Annotated in this window: 11 protein-coding genes, 2 tRNA genes and 2 rRNA genes; 5 read left to right on the top strand and 10 right to left on the bottom strand. The window is 44.7% G+C overall.

Translation table 11 applies throughout. The features are described from left to right. Positions 1 to 6: 6 nt before the first annotated feature. Positions 7 to 2,223 (bottom strand): ABC transporter permease subunit, encoded by a 2,217-nt coding sequence (locus M4S28_RS04100; protein WP_017087860.1) that lies wholly within the window; start codon positions 2,221 to 2,223, stop codon positions 7 to 9. Positions 2,224 to 2,423: 200 nt separating this feature from the next. Here M4S28_RS04100 and ppk1 point away from each other — a divergent pair, with 200 nt between their 5' ends. Together ppk1 and ppx are read left to right on the top strand one after the other, a co-directional pair. Continuing rightward, positions 2,424 to 4,520 carry a polyphosphate kinase 1 gene (gene ppk1, locus M4S28_RS04095; protein ID WP_249632347.1) on the top strand — a complete coding sequence of 699 codons (2,097 nt, stop codon included), beginning with the start codon at positions 2,424 to 2,426 and terminating at the stop codon, positions 4,518 to 4,520. Then, positions 4,511 to 6,022, top strand: a complete 1,512-nt coding sequence (gene ppx / locus M4S28_RS04090) for an exopolyphosphatase (protein ID WP_249632346.1) — start codon at positions 4,511 to 4,513, stop codon at positions 6,020 to 6,022. Before ppk1 ends, ppx begins: the two co-directional genes overlap by 10 nt. Positions 6,023 to 6,112: 90 nt before the next feature. Here the strand turns inward: ppx and M4S28_RS04085 are convergent, their stop codons facing one another. Genes M4S28_RS04085 through phoB form a run of 3 tightly spaced genes read right to left on the bottom strand, consistent with a single transcriptional unit; the run spans position 6,113 to position 9,108 of the window. Then, the gene (locus M4S28_RS04085; RefSeq protein ID WP_243579401.1) at positions 6,113 to 7,090 is read right to left on the bottom strand and encodes a PstS family phosphate ABC transporter substrate-binding protein; all 978 of its coding nucleotides are present in this window, start codon (positions 7,088 to 7,090) and stop codon (positions 6,113 to 6,115) included. Continuing rightward, positions 7,087 to 8,385 (bottom strand): phosphate regulon sensor histidine kinase PhoR, encoded by a 1,299-nt coding sequence (gene phoR / locus M4S28_RS04080; RefSeq protein WP_004735065.1) that lies wholly within the window; start codon positions 8,383 to 8,385, stop codon positions 7,087 to 7,089. Before phoR ends, M4S28_RS04085 begins: the two co-directional genes overlap by 4 nt. Positions 8,386 to 8,418: 33 nt before the next feature. Further along, positions 8,419 to 9,108 (bottom strand): phosphate regulon transcriptional regulator PhoB, encoded by a 690-nt coding sequence (gene phoB / locus M4S28_RS04075; protein WP_004735064.1) that lies wholly within the window; start codon positions 9,106 to 9,108, stop codon positions 8,419 to 8,421. Between the two features lie 193 nt (positions 9,109 to 9,301). On the opposite strand from phoB, the gene rdgC reads away from it, so the two are divergent. The 3 genes from rdgC to M4S28_RS04060 all read left to right on the top strand — a co-directional run bounded on the left by rdgC (position 9,302) and on the right by M4S28_RS04060 (position 12,127). Beyond that, on the top strand, positions 9,302 to 10,216 hold the full coding sequence (rdgC, locus tag M4S28_RS04070; protein ID WP_004735063.1) for a recombination-associated protein RdgC: 915 nt from the start codon (positions 9,302 to 9,304) through the stop codon (positions 10,214 to 10,216). 205 nt (positions 10,217 to 10,421) lie between these two features. Next, the gene (gene trhP / locus M4S28_RS04065; RefSeq protein ID WP_017087856.1) at positions 10,422 to 11,840 is read left to right on the top strand and encodes a prephenate-dependent tRNA uridine(34) hydroxylase TrhP; all 1,419 of its coding nucleotides are present in this window, start codon (positions 10,422 to 10,424) and stop codon (positions 11,838 to 11,840) included. A gap of 32 nt (positions 11,841 to 11,872) precedes the next feature. Continuing rightward, positions 11,873 to 12,127, top strand: coding sequence for a YfhL family 4Fe-4S dicluster ferredoxin (locus M4S28_RS04060; protein ID WP_004735061.1), 255 nt, complete (start codon positions 11,873 to 11,875; stop codon positions 12,125 to 12,127). Positions 12,128 to 12,169: 42 nt separating this feature from the next. Here M4S28_RS04060 and M4S28_RS04055 read toward each other — a convergent pair whose 3' ends face one another. From M4S28_RS04055 to M4S28_RS04030, 6 genes are all read right to left on the bottom strand, one after another. Beyond that, on the bottom strand, positions 12,170 to 12,478 hold the full coding sequence (locus tag M4S28_RS04055) for a hypothetical protein (RefSeq protein WP_017079848.1): 309 nt from the start codon (positions 12,476 to 12,478) through the stop codon (positions 12,170 to 12,172). A 275-nt stretch (positions 12,479 to 12,753) separates the two neighbouring features. Further along, complete coding sequence (gene mepA, locus M4S28_RS04050) at positions 12,754 to 13,593, bottom strand: penicillin-insensitive murein endopeptidase (protein ID WP_249632345.1); 840 nt, start codon at positions 13,591 to 13,593, stop codon at positions 12,754 to 12,756. Positions 13,594 to 13,941: 348 nt separating this feature from the next. Further along, a tRNA-Trp gene (locus tag M4S28_RS04045) sits at positions 13,942 to 14,018 on the bottom strand. 34 nt (positions 14,019 to 14,052) lie between these two features. Then, positions 14,053 to 14,129, bottom strand: a tRNA-Asp gene (locus M4S28_RS04040). 67 nt (positions 14,130 to 14,196) lie between these two features. Then, positions 14,197 to 14,312 (bottom strand): 5S ribosomal RNA (gene rrf / locus M4S28_RS04035). 101 nt (positions 14,313 to 14,413) lie between these two features. Further along, positions 14,414 to 17,307: ribosomal RNA gene (locus M4S28_RS04030) — 23S ribosomal RNA — on the bottom strand. Between the last annotated feature and the right edge of the window lie 274 nt (positions 17,308 to 17,581).

Raw genomic sequence — 17,581 nt, 5'->3', positions numbered from 1 at the left:
TTAAAACTACAGCGCACGATATTTATCTCTCAATCTTTGTCTAACCCACTCTGCGACTGAGTTCACCGCGAACGTGAAAATAAACAGCAAGAGTGCCGCTAAGAACAGCAAGCGGAAGTGAGAACCACCCACCTCTGATTCTGGTAGCTCGACAGCAATCGTTGCGGATAGCGTCCTCATCCCTTCCAAAATATTCCAGTCAAGAATTGGTGTGTTACCTGTAGCCATCAAGACAATCATAGTTTCGCCAACGGCTCTCCCTAGTCCCATCATGACCGCTGAAAAGATACCTGGGCTAGCCGTCAATAACACCACATAAATAAGGGTCTGCCACGCCGTCGCACCCAACGCTAATGAGCCATCGGATAAATGTTTAGGCACAGAGAAAATAGCGTCTTCGGCGATAGTGAAAATCGTTGGGATGACAGCAAAACCCATAGCAAAACCAACTACCAGCGCATTGCGTTGGTCAAAGTCGATACCATAACTCGCTAAGAAAGTTCGAATATCACCACCAAACAACAAGGCTTCAATGCTGTTTCCACCAGCAAAGACAGCCACCACCGTAATCACCAGTACCGGGATCAATATTAGGGCATGCCAACCGTTAGAGAAACGACTCGTCACCATCTTCGGCAAGCAGAACCAAACAAACCCCGTCAACAATGTACTCAACGGTAATAACACCATTAATGAAAAGACAGCCGTTAAATGCGTTTCGACAATTGGAGCAAACCAAAGGCCAGCCAAGAATCCGATGATGACGGTTGGAAGCGCTTCCATCAGCTCTATCGAAGGCTTAACCACTCTTCGCATTCGTGGAGACATGAAGTATGCGGTGTAAATGGCTCCGAGCACAGCAACCGGCACGGCAAACATCATCGCAAACAGAGCGGCCTTAATGGTACCGAACGTAATGGGTACTAAACTGAATTTCTCTTCAAAGTCATCATTCGCCGAGGTTGATTGCCAAACATATTGTGGCTCAGGGTAGCTTTCATACCAGACTTTTTGCCAAAGCGATGAGAATGATATTTGCGGGTATTCATTATCGACCTTAGCCACACTGATGGTGCCATCAATCAGCGTCGCAAGATGCAGTTCATTGGCAGACATAGCCGCTAATTGTGGTGATTTATCAAATGCGCGCTCGAACAGCGACAGCTTTTCACTGGTCGTATAGTGGCTTTGTAATGTGCCGTTCTTATAGAAGCTATAAAAACCCTTTCTATAAGTATCAGGCAAAATAAATTGCACTTGTTCAGCAAGTTGGAAGTCTCGAATATGGGTCAGGCTACGCTTTTCATCTTTGAGTACATCGAACCACTGAGAAACCTGTCCGTCCTCATGCGTAACCAACAGTGAATAAGCTCCAGACAGTAAATCGATACTTTTCACCGAGTGCTTCGCATCATTCAAGCTAAGATCAATCACTTCACGAACATTGAAGCCGCTATCGGATAACTTCAAAACCACTAAATCCGATTGGGCTCGGAGATATAAGGTTTGGCCATCAGGTGTGACTAACAACTGTTGCTGCAAGCCCAACTTATCCGATAACCATTGGCTCTTCTGAAAAACATACTGACCCGTAACATCACTTTGGTACCACTTCACTAAGACTCGTTGGTCACTTAGCTGAGCGGCAACCGTGATACCACGTCCATTCTTCGAGAACGCGAATTTTTCGATTGTCGTCCCATTTGACGATTCATCATTTAAAAATGGTTCAGGGAGATCGATTTGCTCAATTTTAGGATCGGCTTCACTGCCCTTTTGCAGCACAGGCGCACTATACTCAGGATAGAAAAAAGTAAGGTTGCTTGCACTATCGGCAAAGGCAAACCAGTTTTCTGATGGGGTATTTCGAGAGAAGGCAACAGGATTGGCTAAAACATTTCGCTCAAAGTAAGAGTGTGTATTTTGAGACTCTAAATCCCAAAACTGCACCAAGCCAGATTTTTCGATAGTAAATGCATGCTGACCGTATTCATCAACAGATAAGGCGATAGGCTTTTCTACAGCAACGGTCTTTACGGCTTGGTCTGTCTCTAAACCAGTATCAGAAAACACCGGTAAAATGACCATCGCCAAGTAAACAAAGATCAATACCAGAGCAGCTAGAACACTGACGGCACCACATGTCACTGAAAAACGGACGAGACGATCTTTCAACCATCTTTTTTTGTCACGCTCTTTCAATGAAAATTGGGCTGAAGCCATCTGTTTATCTACCTTTTTTTAGCTACTGACATAATATGTACGTTAGATGACAATTATATTACAAGTTACGTTAAACAACTGAAACTAATAACAAGTTTGTTGACCATATTTCTTAAAGTAAGATCATAGATTTTGTGAATTTTGTCATTCTAAATTAAAGTAATCAGCTCTATAGACAGCACTCAAGGATTATCATCTCGATGGAAAAAGACTATGTCACAAAAGAACTTAGCTGGTTATCCTTCAACGAAAGAGTGCTCCAAGAAGCAGCCGACAAGTCAGTTCCCTTAATCGAAAGAGTTCGTTTTTTAGGTATTTACTCAAAAAACCTCGATGAGTTTTACAAGGTCCGATTTGCTGACGTGAAACGAAAGATCTTACTTCAAGATCCTCAATTACCTGCCAACTCGCAGAAAACCCTACTCACTCAAATGCAGAGTAAAGCAAGTAAGCTCGATGCTCGATTCCATGAGTTGTATAACGATCTATTGTTGGAACTGGCGCGCAATCGTATTTTTTTGGTCAACGAACAGCAAATCAGCGAAGAACAAAGTGAGTGGATCAAAAAGTACTTTAAGAAAAAAGTGCTGCCACATTTAACTCCGTTTCTCTTGAACGAAGATAGCCAGTTACTCAATATTATCAAAGATGAACAAAGCTACTTGGCGATCGACATTGAGCAAGAGACATCTTCTCAATACGTGTTACTCGAAATCCCATCTGAAGCTCTCCCTCGATTTGTTAAGTTACCAGACACTTCGGGTTCACAGCGTACGACTTTGATCTTATTAGATAATATAGTTCGATTTTGTTTAGATGACTTGCTTAAAGGATTCTTTGAGTATGACTCCGTGCGTTGCTTTGCTGTAAAAATGACGCGTGATGCCGATTATGACCTTCAAGAGAGCAATGAAAATAGTCTACTAGAATCTATGTCGTTGGGTTTAGAACAGCGCTTGACGGCACTACCGATACGCCTTATCTATGAGTCAGAAATGCCTGTTGAAATGCTCCACTTCTTACAAGTCAGACTTAAGCTGTCTGACTATGACAGTGTCATTGCGGGTGGACGCTATCATAACTTCAAGCATTTCTGCGAATTCCCAAGCCTTAATCGACGTGATTTAGTTAATCGCCCACTTCCCGCGATTAAGTGCGCACATTTTAGCCACCATCCAAACTATTTCGAAGCGATCAAAGCTCGTGACATCTTGTTGCATTACCCTTATCACACCTTTAATCACATTACCGAACTCGTGAGGCAGGCTTCCTTTGACCCGAAAGTAACCTCCATAAAAATAAACGTTTACCGTGTTGCAGAAGGCTCAAAACTCCTTAGCTCGATCATCGATGCGGCACACAATGGTAAAAAAGTAACTGTCGTCGTTGAGCTGCAAGCCCGCTTTGATGAACAAGCCAATATTCAATGGACCAAGAAACTTCAAGAAGCCGGTATAAAAGTCATCCATGGCATCCCAAGTTTGAAAATCCACTCTAAGCTGCTGCTCATTAAACGGAAAGAAGGCAAGCATACGGCGCATTACGCTCATATTGGCACTGGTAACTTTCATGAAGTAACAGCGCGCGTGTATACCGATTTTTCTCTGCTCACTGCGAATGAAGATTTGACCCAAGAGGTGAGACAAGTCTTTAAGTATATTGAAAACCCTTATCAAAAATCACAGTTCAAACAACTGATTGTGTCACCAAAGAATACAAGGAAACGCCTGTATCAGTTGATAGATAATGAAATACAAAACGCGATAGAGAACAAGCCTGCAAGCATCACTCTAAAACTCAACAATTTGGTCGACCGAGAGATCATTGAGAAGCTCTATCAGGCCAGCCAAGCCAATGTAAAAGTGAGAATGGTCATTCGTGGTATGTGCTCTCTCGTACCAGGAGTCCCCAACATCAGTGAGCAGATTGAGATTGTTAGTGTGGTCGATCGTTTTCTCGAACACCCAAGAGTGATGATCTTTGGTAACGCTGGAAATCCAAAAGTCTATATCTCCTCTGCCGACTGGATGACACGAAACTTTGATCATCGCATCGAAGTTGCAGCCCCAATTTTAGATCCAAAGATCAAGCAAACCATTATCGATATCACCGAGTTTCATTTCGATGACAGCAACAAAGCCCGAGTGCTAGAGCAATCGATGAGCAACCCTTACATACAACCACCAGCAAACCCACTTGATTACCCGACGTCACAACTCTCCACTTACCACTATATTAAACGTATGGAGAAACTTGCTCGCAAGAAGTACAAACAAGAGAAGAAATCATGCCGCTAATTGATAACAAACATTCTCGATGTATTGCCGCTATCGATTTAGGTTCGAACAGCTTTCATATGGTGGTTGCCCGAGTATTCGACCAACACCTGCAATTAGTCAGCAGACATAAACAGAAAGTGAGGTTAGGCGATGGGTTGGATGAGCGTAACTTCTTATCCAAAAGCGCTATCGAGCGGGGATTGGAGTGCCTCAAGGTATTCGCAGAACGACTAGCGGATTTTGAACTTGATGATGTCAGAGTCGTCGCGACTCATACCTTGAGAAAGGCCAAAAACACCAAAGACTTCTTAGAACAAGCCAAACCATTGTTTCCTTTTCCAATAGAGATCATCTCAGGTCAAGAAGAAGCTCGAATTATCTATAACGGCGTAGAGCACACTCAAGCCGCTTCCGAATCCAAATTAGTTATTGATATAGGTGGAGGGAGTACTGAATTAGTCGCAGGACAAGGCTTTATACCCCAAATAATGCATAGCTTACCGATGGGATGCGTCAGTTTTACTCAGCGCTTCTTTGCCGATGGAGGGCTGACATCACAGCACTTCTCCGATGCTTATGTCTCAGCTACTCGCTTGTTGATGCCATTAATTGAAGAATACAAACAAATCTCTTGGGAAGTTGCCTTTGGCTCATCAGGTACCGCCAAATCAATAAAAGAGGTACTCATTGGCTTAGGGTTCACCGATGGTCTCATTACGCCGCAACGCCTATCCTATTTGAAGAACCACTTATGTGAATTTCCATCATCTAAGGGATTAGACCTTTCAGGTTTAAGCGATGAAAGAAAGCCGGTGTTTGCCGCTGGCGTCACGATTCTTTCAGCAGCTATGGATATGCTAAACATCAATGAATTGCATTTCTCCGATAGTGCCTTAAGAGAAGGGGTGCTTTATGACATGGAAGATCGGTTTAAAGATATTGATGTTCGAACAAGAACCGCCGAAACGCTTGTCTCTCGATACCATGTTGACGTAGTTCATGGCCAGAAAGTCACAGCACTCGCCCTTTCATTACTGAAACAAGCTCAACCTCAGGTGAGTACTGCGGTAAATAATGAACTTTATGATCTGATTGGATGGGCTGCATTGCTTCATGAAGTGGGACAAAGCATCGCATTCCAAGGCTATCACCGTCATTCAGCTTATCTGCTTAAACATACGACTATGCCCGGTTTCAATACTGAGCAGCAGCGTCTGATCTCAGCATTAGTTCGCTATCAAAGAAAAGTAATTAAGCTTAGTGACTTACCGGATCTCACGCTATTCAATACAGGGCAGATAGCGTTGTTAATTCGAATACTGAGGATAGCAATCCTGCTCAATCGACAGCGAAACCAATCGCCAATACCGAATGTAAAATTAACCATTGAGCAAGATGAGAATTGGTGTTTAGAAGGAGATACCATCGACTGGTTAGCTGAAAATCAACTGCTTGATTATGAACTCAAAGAAGAACAACGACGCTGGCAAGATGTTGGATGGTCGTTGAAGCTTGAATGATGCGCCGACAAAATAAAAAACAGCCTGCGGCTAGCAAGCTGTTTATACGTTAGGTTTCTACGTTAAATTTCTACGTTCATAGTACCTAAATCAGAGTCCGATTTTTGCCAATTCTTGCTCAGCGAACTCTGACGGTATAGCTAAATAGCCATCTTTCTCTACCAGTTCTTGCCCTTGCTTTGAGAACACAAAAGTGAGGAACTCCCTCTCAACAGGAGAAAGTGGTTTATCTGGGTGCTTATTCACATACACATAAAGAAAGCGAGATAGAGGGTAATCACCGCTCAAGATATTCGTTCGAGTCGGCTCTACATAATCAGAACCATACTCTGCGATAGGAATTAACTTAACACCGGCCACTCGATAACCAATACCTGAGTACCCTATCCCGCTGATTGATGAAGCAACCGACTGTACAACCGATGCAGAACCTGGCTGCTCATTAACTCGGTTCTTAAAATCACCGCCGCACAGTGCATTTTGTTTGAAATAGCCGTAGGTTCCCGAAACGGAATTACGACCAAACAGTTGGAATCGATGTTTTGCCCACGGCTGGTCAATGCCCAAATCTTGCCAATTATTTAGCGGCTTAGTCGCGCCGCAGCGCAATGTCTCTGAGAATATACTGTCAATCTGGTGAAAGTTGAGCCCTTCAATAGGGTTATCACGATGCACAAAAAGTCCAATCGCATCGATAGCAACTCTCAGTGCTGTCGGCTTATAGCCATGCTCTCTTTCAAACGCTTCGACCTCTCGTAGGCGCATTGGACGACTCATTGGTCCAAGGTGAGCAGTGCCTTCCGTTAACGCTGGAGGGGCAGTAGAAGAACCAGAAGCTTGAACTTGGGCATTCACATTCGGGTAGTAAGACTTGAACTCTTCCATCCATAATGTCGTCATACCCGCCAAGGTATCCGAACCAACAGACAATAGGCTCCCTGAAATACCCGGAACTTTAGCGTAATCAGGAAGTGAGTCGACACCCTGCTCGGCATGAACTGGGTTAACCAAAGCAAATGTTAACAATAAGCTTACGGGTAAACGCATCCTGCGAGTCAAAAAACTCATGACACGGTCAATCGATTAGGTAGCGTGAAATGGAATCGGCTACCAACGCCAACTTCACTTTGAATTTCTAAATGTGAGTCATGATGGCTAAGAGCATGCTTCACAATCGCTAACCCAAGACCACTACCACCAGTATCGCGTGAACGCGCTTTATCAACACGGTAGAAACGCTCTGTAAGTCGATGTAAATGCTGTGGTTCAATACCGTCTCCGGTGTCTGACACGTCCAAACACGCGCCTTGACTGGTTTGGTACCAACGCACTTTAACCGTTGCGCCCGGTGGTGTGTATTTAACTGCATTATAAACCAGATTCGATATCGCACTTCTCAGCTGATCTTCATCAGCTAGAACTCGTAGACTCTTGTCGATATCAAATTCAAGCTTATGTTCTCGATCACCACTTAGGCTTGCGGCTTCTTTTTCAAGAACCTCAAGCATAGCCGGAACATTCACCACTTCATCGAGCTCATGCATCGGTGCAGCTTCGATTTTTGAAAGTGTTAAAAGCTGATTCACTAGGCTGTTCATGCGATTCAACTGCTCGGTCATCACACCATGAGCCTTAGGCCACATAGGCCCAACGACCATGTCTGGATCTTCCGTCATTTCAAGATAGCCCTGAAGTACGGTCATTGGAGTGCGTAGCTCGTGAGAAACGTTAGCGAAAAAGTTACGACGCATGCCTTCTAGCTGTTTTAGCTGAGTAACATCACGTACTACCATGAGGTGTTCGCCCTCGGTATACGGCACGATACGCAGCTCGAGCATGCGCTCCACATTAAGTGGCGACGGCATCTCTAACGGCTCTGAGAAATCTTGTTTATTAAGGTACTTGATGAAGTCCGGCGTGCGGATCAAGTTGGAGATAGGTTGCCCAGAATCGTCTGGCCAGCGAAAGCCCAGTAAATATTGAGCAAGCTTGTTACACCAAACGATGTTTCCTTCACCACGAAACACCACAACGGCATCGGGTAAGGATTCAGCACCATTTCTGAAACGGCGGATCAGGTTAGTCAGTTCTTTGCGTTTGCGACGCTGCCTCTGCTGCATACGATAAATACCGTTAAACAGAGATTCCCAGTTTCCAGAACCTGATGGTGGTGTTAAACGCTTTTCATCCCATAACCAAGCGGATAAACGCATTTGATAATGTAGATGCCAGCCGAGCTGCAATACCGTAGCAGCCAGCAGTAACCAAGGTAAGTAGCCGAATATCCAACCGACTAAAACCCAAGGTGCGTAAAAAAAAGCCAGCTCCCAAGCCAGCTTTTTCCAGGTTAACTTTTCAACCATTCAGGACTCCGTAAACTGGGTAGCGAAGCCACATTAAGCCTTTGTAGAAAAACGGTAGCCCGCGCCGCGAACCGTTTGGATTAGCTTATCGTGACCTGCAGATTCAAGTGCTTTACGCAGGCGTCTAATATGTACATCAACAGTGCGATCTTCAACGTAAACGTTGGTACCCCAAACGTTGTTCAGTAGTTGCTCTCGACTGTACACACGCTCTTGGTGAGTCATAAAGAAATGCAGCATTTTGAACTCTGTTGGTCCCATATCAACTGGACCTTCGCTTGCTGTAACACGATGAGATACTGGGTCTAGCTTAAGGCCTTGTACATCAATCACATCTTCTAGTGCAGTAGGCGTTACACGGCGGATAACCGCTTTCAGGCGAGCCACAAGCTCTTTTGGTGAAAATGGCTTGGTGATGTAATCATCAGCGCCCACTTCTAAACCACGTACCTTATCTTCTTCTTCGCCACGAGCCGTCAGCATCACCACTGGGATGTTGCGAGTTAACTCTTCACGCTTCATGTGCTTGATAAAGTTTATCCCGCTACCACCAGGTAGCATCCAATCTAGTAATACTAGATCTGGGAAAGGTTCACATAGCTTGTTTACCGCTGTATCGTAATCTTCAGCCTCTACTGCTTGGTAGCCTTTTTGTTCAAGTACAAAACACAGCATCTCACGAATAGGTGCTTCATCTTCAACGACCAGAATCCTTCTCGACATAATTGAATAGCCTTAGTATTTAATCAACGCATTGCATTATCTGGTTTAATTATGACACTTTTGTGACCTTTGAAAACAAATTTTCATATAACTGTCTCAAACATTTCACTTTTAATTTTTATTGCAGGTATAAGACAAATGGATCGAAATCTCCTATGATGAGCGTCTTCAGATAAAGGTATGAGAAATATTTATGTGGTTTAAGAATTGCCTCGTCTATCGCTTTAATCGTGATATAGACTTCAACGCAGATCAGCTAGAGAAACAACTTGAAGAGTTCCGTTTTACCCCTTGTGGTAGCCAAGACAAACAGAAGTTTGGTTGGGTAAACGCGATGGGTAGACACGGCGATATGATGACGCACGTATCAGAAAACCGCATTCTCATCTGTGCAAAGAAAGAAGAGAAAATGCTTCCAGCTTCTGTGATCAAAGATTCATTGAATGCAAAAGTAGAAACGCTTGAGGCAGAGTCTGGTACTCCTCTGAAAAAGAAAGAGAAAGACAGCCTAAAAGAAGACATCATCATCGATCTTCTTCCTCGTGCTTTCAGCCGCAGTAACTTCACTTACGCACTGATCATGCCGAAAGAAGGCTTTATTGTGGTTGATGCTAGCAGCTACAAAAAAGCAGAAGACGTACTAGCATTACTACGTAAAACGATGGGTAGCCTGCCAGTAGTACCAGCTATTCCAGAGCAAGCGATTGAAACGACTCTGACAGAGTGGGTGAAATCAGGTGATACGCCTCAAGGTATCACCATGCTCGATGAAGCAGAGCTAAAGTCTATTCAAGAAGACGGCGGTATTGTTCGAGTTAAGAAGCAAGAACTAGAAGCTGATGAGATTAAAAACCACATCGAAGCCAACAAAGTTGTGACTAAGCTTCTTATCAACTGGCAAGATCGCATTGAGTTCATTCTTGCAGAAGATGGCAGTATCAAACGCCTTAAATTCAGTGATGAACTAAAAGACGAAAACGACGACATTCCTCGCGAAGATCAAGCTGCCCGTTTTGATGCAGATTTCTCTCTACTTTGTGGTGAGTTCAGTGTTTTCCTACCAAACCTATTCGAATCATTAGGCGGGTTAACTCAACCTAACGCTTAATTGTTCCGATTTAGAGCTCAGGTGTCGACGATATCTGAGCTTGTTTTCTTCTCCACCCCGCTTATCAACACCTAACAACACTCTTCGCAATACCATTGTTATCTTTAGGGCTATCAACCAAACTCATTTTAGCGTAAAATTTGCGCCCCTTTGATATCACTTGGTGGTATCAACCTGACTTGAGATCAGATTAGAGAACGAAGCAATGACTACACAAAAACCATTTGTACCTGAACTATTATCACCGGCAGGAAGCCTTAAAAACATGCGTTACGCATTCGCCTACGGCGCAGATGCAGTTTACGCTGGCCAGCCACGTTACAGCCTTCGTGTTCGTAACAACGAGTTCAATCACGAAAACCTACAAATCGGTATCGATGAAGCTCATGCTCAAGGCAAAAAGTTATATGTTGTATGTAACATTCAGCCACACAACTCTAAATTAAAAACATTCATTCGCGACCTTAAGCCAGTTGTTGAGATGGGCCCTGACGCTCTTATCATGTCAGATCCTGGTCTTATCATGATGGTACGTGAATCGTTCCCTGAAATGCCGATCCACCTTTCAGTTCAAGCAAACGCTGTAAACTGGGCGACTGTAAAATTCTGGTCTACCCAAGGTGTTGAACGTGTAATTCTGTCTCGTGAACTATCACTTGAAGAGATCGAAGAGATTCGCGAGCACTGCCCAGAGACTGAATTAGAGATCTTTGTTCACGGTGCTCTATGCATGGCTTACTCGGGCCGTTGCCTACTTTCAGGTTACATGAATAAACGTGACCCGAACCAAGGTACTTGCACTAACGCTTGCCGTTGGGAATACAAAACCGAAGCTGCGAAAGAAGACGAAAACGGTCAGATCGTTGAAGCAAACCCAACAGGTGTTGCTATTCAAGAAGTAGAAACTCAAGGTATTGAAGTTCAAGACGAGCGCCCTGATAACACGCTAGGCCTTGGTAAACCAACTGATGAAGTCGTTTTACTTTCTGAATCACACAAACCTGAAGAAAAAATGGCAGCGTTTGAAGATGAGCATGGTACTTACATCATGAACTCAAAAGATCTTCGCGCAATTCAACACGTTGAGCGTTTAACTAAGATGGGCGTTCACTCTCTGAAAATCGAAGGTCGTACTAAGTCTTTCTACTACTGTGCACGTACAGCACAGGTTTACCGTAAAGCTATCGACGATGCTGTTGCAGGCAAACCATTTGATGAGAGCCTTATGGGTACGCTAGAGAGCCTAGCTCACCGTGGCTACACTGAAGGTTTCTTGCGTCGTCACACTCACGACACATACCAAAACTACGAGTACGGTTACTCAATCTCAGATACTCAACAATTCGTAGGCGAATTCACTGGCAACCGCCGTGGTGACTTAGCGGAAGTCGAAGTGAAGAACAAGTTCCTAGTTGGCGATAGCTTAGAAATGATGACACCAAAAGGTAACATCGTTTTCAAATTAGAAGTTATGGAGAACCGTAAATCTCAGCCAGTAGATGACGCAAAAGGTAACGGTCATTTTGTATTCATTCCAGTACCGGCTGATCTTGACCTAGAATTTGGTTTGTTAATGCGTAACTTGAGCGCAGGCCAAGATACACGTAACGCTTCAGGTAAATAACTTTACCTAGAAACTCTACTGAGAAGAAAGCAATGGCTCTGTTAATAACTGACAAGTGCATAAACTGCGATATGTGTGACCCAGAATGCCCAAATGGCGCAATCACGATGGGTGACAGTATCTTCGAAATCGATCCTGATTTATGTACTGAGTGTAAAGGTCACTATGAGAAGCCAACATGTCAGTCAGTGTGCCCTATTACAAAGTGCATAATCACTGACCCAAACCATATTGAAACTGACGACGAATTATTAGAAAAGTTTGTCATCATTCAAGGCTTGACCTAAAAGAAAAGAGGTTCAACTTAATCATCAAGTTGAACCTTTTTTTTAACCCGATTTTTCAATGGGGTATATGTTGCAGAACATCTCTTTCTCAAATTGATATTCGAGTTGTTCTCGCCAGTTTTTAGCTTGAGATACCGGTACCAAATAAAAGTGCTCCCGACTGGTATCAGTGACAAACGCCAATCCATGCTGCATCAATTCATAATGAACATCATTCACAAAGCTAGGGTCTAATCGCTGTCGACCTGTTAGGTGATTTATATCTTCTCTAGAAATTGAAATACCGACATTTTCACTACTGAATCTATGTCTTAACCATTTAGAGAATTCCCTCGCGCAAATCATAGTCATTGTCTTATCCTTGGAATTTTTATAGACGGGTATCAGACTCTGATTTTCATATACTGCACATAAGCCGCATCTTTCACCCAAGAAACACGCCATCCCTGACTAAGCATTATCAAATTGATCGTTGTTTTTGCTGTTGTCGTTATTCGTTTGTTTTGATATCAAACGATGTTCTTAATTACGTGTTTATAAACTCTAGACAAAAGTGTGACATTTCTCCAGTTTTAGAGTCGAGAAAACCAGTGGCATTACCACTGTAAAACACCTCGATAAATACATTACCTATTCGATATCAAGGCCAAACACTGACTCGGCATAACTTTAACTTTCTTTTTTTTCTTAGTTTTAACCACCTTTTTAGGTGGAGGAACTGGAATGGTCTGCGGAGCCCAACTTGCAAGTTCATCGCCACAACCATCACCTTTTGGCGGATTTGCTTGAGCGATACAGTTAGAACTGCCTTTAGGGCATTTTAAACGAACATGAAAATGGGAATGATGCCCCCACCAAGGTCTGATTTTGCCTAACCAGGTTCTATCATTGGCATCAGGATCTTCTTGTTCACAAAGGGCTTGTTTAATCACTGGATGGACAAAAATACGCACCACTTTTTCATCTTTCGCGGCATAGCGAATGACTTGGAAGTGATCATCTGTCCAATTCGATTTGCGTAATTTGTAGTTGGTAAGATCGACAACGCTGATTGGCTTAGGAACAGCGAGTTCATTTTCGGATAGCCTCTTATCAGTAAGCCTTAACCATATATCAATATCCAAGCCAGTCTGGTGACTTGAATGACCAGACGAAAAGCGCCCTCCTCGAGGTAGAGAAATATCACCAACCAATAAATTAGTGTTGAGCTGTTCGCTCGCGGTCACACCTAGCCTTTCAATAAACTGAATGGCCTCTGTATGTCCATAGTAGCGCTCTCTCTGAGGACGAATCACTTGGTAACCTTGACCGTCAATTGGCAAAGCCTGCGCACCGTCTAGACAGCCATTAGCGTAACTACCGATAGATGAGGTTGAATTTCTTGTCGGGCTCTTTTCTTTTTCCCATGGAGTTGCCGATACGTAAAACGAACAAAAGATAAGAGCTGATGTACAAAATAACCTCATAACAATTCCAAATAAATGTTCTCTATTTTCATACTAGTCGTCATTAGGAAATAGGTGCATATCGAGGATGATATTTTGAAGATAAAGAGAGGTTTTTATTTGGAGAGATGGTTAATGTCCAAATAATAGAAAACAAAAAGGCTCGAGCATTTCTGCCGGGACTCGCAGTCTAGAGCCTTTAATATGGCAGGGGGGACTGAGCCGGCACTCCGGAGATTCGACAGGGCTGGCGTTCGAACTCCCAACACGCGCTGTTTTGGTAAGTAGGAGAATCCGCTACTCTGCTAATGGCATATGTTAGATTCAGAAAGCAAAAAGGCTCTAGCATTTCTGCTAGAGCCTTAAATATGGCAGGGGTGGAGAGATTCGAACTCCCAACACGCGGATTTGGAATCCGCTGCTCTGCCAATTGGAGCTACACCCCTATTTCAGTTTTAAAGAGCTGAACCTCTGAATAAGTGGCGGAGTGGACGGGACTCGAACCCGCGACCCCCGGCGTGACAGGCCGGTATTCTAACCAACTGAACTACCACTCCGCAGTGGTCAACTCACTAAGTGAGCGTCCATATCTCCAGGTTGGTCAACCTAAAGATTTAATTTAAAGCCTGGCGATGTCCTACTCTCACATGGGGAAACCCCACACTACCATCGGCGCTATTGTGTTTCACTTCTGAGTTCGGCATGGAATCAGGTGGGTCCACAATGCTATGGTCGCCAAACAAATTTTAAAATTCGGAAAGCTTATCTAAAAGTTATTTCTCTTCAAACTCATTCAAGCGTTTGGTATTTCTTTGAGTCCACAAAACCCCTTGGGTGTTGTATGGTTAAGCCTCACGGGCAATTAGTACAGGTTAGCTCAATGCCTCGCAGCACTTACACACCCTGCCTATCAACGTCGTAGTCTACGACAACCCTTTAGGACACTTATAGTGCCAGGGAAAACTCATCTCAAGGCTCGCTTCCCGCTTAGATGCTTTCAGCGGTTATCGATTCCGAACTTAGCTACCGGGCAATGCCATTGGCATGACAACCCGAACACCAGAGGTTCGTCCACTCCGGTCCTCTCGTACTAGGAGCAGCCCCTTTCAATTTTCCAACGCCCACGGCAGATAGGGACCGAACTGTCTCACGACGTTCTAAACCCAGCTCGCGTACCACTTTAAATGGCGAACAGCCATACCCTTGGGACCGACTTCAGCCCCAGGATGTGATGAGCCGACATCGAGGTGCCAAACACCGCCGTCGATATGAACTCTTGGGCGGTATCAGCCTGTTATCCCCGGAGTACCTTTTATCCGTTGAGCGATGGCCCTTCCATTCAGAACCACCGGATCACTATGACCTGCTTTCGCACCTGCTCGAATTGTCATTCTCGCAGTCAAGCGGGCTTATGCCATTGCACTAACCACACGATGTCCAACCGTGTTTAGCCCACCTTCGTGCTCCTCCGTTACTCTTTGGGAGGAGACCGCCCCAGTCAAACTACCCACCAGGCACTGTCCGTAATCCCGATTCAGGGACCAACGTTAGAACATCAAAACTACAAGGGTGGTATTTCAAGGACGACTCCATCACATCTAGCGACGCAATTTCATAGTCTCCCACCTATCCTACACATGTAGGTTCAATGTTCAGTGCCAAGCTGTAGTAAAGGTTCACGGGGTCTTTCCGTCTAGCCGCGGGTACACTGCATCTTCACAGCGATTTCAATTTCACTGAGTCTCGGGTGGAGACAGCGTGGCCATCATTACGCCATTCGTGCAGGTCGGAACTTACCCGACAAGGAATTTCGCTACCTTAGGACCGTTATAGTTACGGCCGCCGTTTACCGGGGCTTCGATCAAGAGCTTCGACCGAAGTCTAACCCCATCAATTAACCTTCCGGCACCGGGCAGGCGTCACACCGTATACGTCATCTTACGATTTTGCACAGTGCTGTGTTTTTAATAAACAGTTGCAGCCACCTGGTATCTGCGACTCTCGTCTGCTCCATCCGCAAGGGACTTCACTGATAAGAGCGTACCTTCTCCCGAAGTTACGGTACCATTTTGCCTAGTTCCTTCACCCGAGTTCTCTCAAGCGCCTTGGTATTCTCTACCCGACCACCTGTGTCGGTTTGGGGTACGATTCCTTACAATCTGAAGCTTAGAGGCTTTTCCTGGAAGCATGGCATCAATGACTTCACTACCGTAGTAGCTCGACATCGTATCTCAGCGTTAATGAAAGTCCGGATTTACCTAAACTTTCCGCCTACGTACTTGAACCTGGACAACCGTCGCCAGGCCCACCTAGCCTTCTCCGTCCCCCCATCGCAATTGTAAGAAGTACGGGAATATTAACCCGTTTCCCATCGACTACGCCTTTCGGCCTCGCCTTAGGAGTCGACTTACCCTGCCCCGATTAACGTTGGACAGGAACCCTTGGTCTTCCGGCGAGGGAGTTTTTCACTCCCTTTATCGTTACTCATGTCAGCATTCGCACTTCTGATACCTCCAGCAGCCCTTACAGACCACCTTCAACGGCTTACAGAACGCTCCCCTACCCCACATACCCTAAGGTACGTAGCCGCAGCTTCGGTGTATAGCTTAGCCCCGTTACATCTTCCGCGCAGGCCGACTCGACCAGTGAGCTATTACGCTTTCTTTAAATGATGGCTGCTTCTAAGCCAACATCCTGGCTGTCTGAGCCTTCCCACATCGTTTCCCACTTAGCTATACTTTGGGACCTTAGCTGGCGGTCTGGGTTGTTTCCCTCTCCACGACGGACGTTAGCACCCGCCGTGTGTCTCCCGGATAGTACTTACTGGTATTCGGAGTTTGCAAAGGGTTGGTAAGTCGGGATGACCCCCTAGCCTTAACAGTGCTCTACCCCCAGTAGTATTCGTCCGAGGCGCTACCTAAATAGCTTTCGGGGAGAACCAGCTATCTCCAGGTTTGATTGGCCTTTCACCCCTAGCCACAAGTCATCCGCTAATTTTTCAACATTAGTCGGTTCGGTCCTCCAGTTGATGTTACTCAACCTTCAACCTGCCCATGGCTAGATCACCTGGTTTCGGGTCTAATCCTAGCAACTGTACGCCCAGTTAAGACTCGGTTTCCCTACGGCTCCCCTAAACGGTTAACCTTGCTACTAAAATTAAGTCGCTGACCCATTATACAAAAGGTACGCAGTCACACCACGAAGGTGCTCCTACTGCTTGTACGTACACGGTTTCAGGTTCTATTTCACTCCCCTCACAGGGGTTCTTTTCGCCTTTCCCTCACGGTACTGGTTCACTATCGGTCAGTCAGTAGTATTTAGCCTTGGAGGATGGTCCCCCCATATTCAGACAGGATATCACGTGTCCCGCCCTACTCGTTTTCACTGATTATGATGTGTCGGTTACGGGGCTATCACCCTTTGTTGCGAGACTTTCCAGACTCTTCACCTGCATCATTAAAAGCTTAAGGGCTAATCCAATTTCGCTCGCCGCTACTTTCGGAATCTCGGTTGATTTCTCTTCCTCGGGGTACTTAGATGTTTCAGTTCCCCCGGTTTGCCTCCTGTTGCTATGTATTCACAACAGGATACTTGCTTATGCAAGTGGGTTTCCCCATTCAGGAATCCCAGACTCAAAAGGTTATTACTACCTAATCTGGGCTTATCGCAAGTTATTACGCCTTTCATCGCCTCTGACTGCCAAGGCATCCACCGTGTACGCTTAGTCACTTAACCATACAACCCGAAAGGGTCTTAGCGTATGGCAACTAACCAAGGTTTTTGGTTGTCATCAAGAAGGGTTAATTCTTGATAACTGTTTGCCGGACTCAATTGTGAATCAATGTAAACATTGATTCGAATACAAGACACTTGAATGTGTTTGTTGTGTCTATCTAATGAAAGATAAACATTGAGAACTTTTAAATTTGATTGAATTACTCGTAAGTAAATCAATCAGTCAGCTTTCCAAATTGTTAAAGAGCTTGATTCAACTTCTATTAAAAGAAGG

This window comes from Vibrio sp. J383 (assembly GCF_023503985.1).
Lineage (GTDB): Bacteria > Pseudomonadota > Gammaproteobacteria > Enterobacterales > Vibrionaceae > Vibrio > Vibrio splendidus.
Note: the sequence above shows the minus strand (reverse complement) of the source record. Positions and strands in the feature narration are given on the sequence as shown.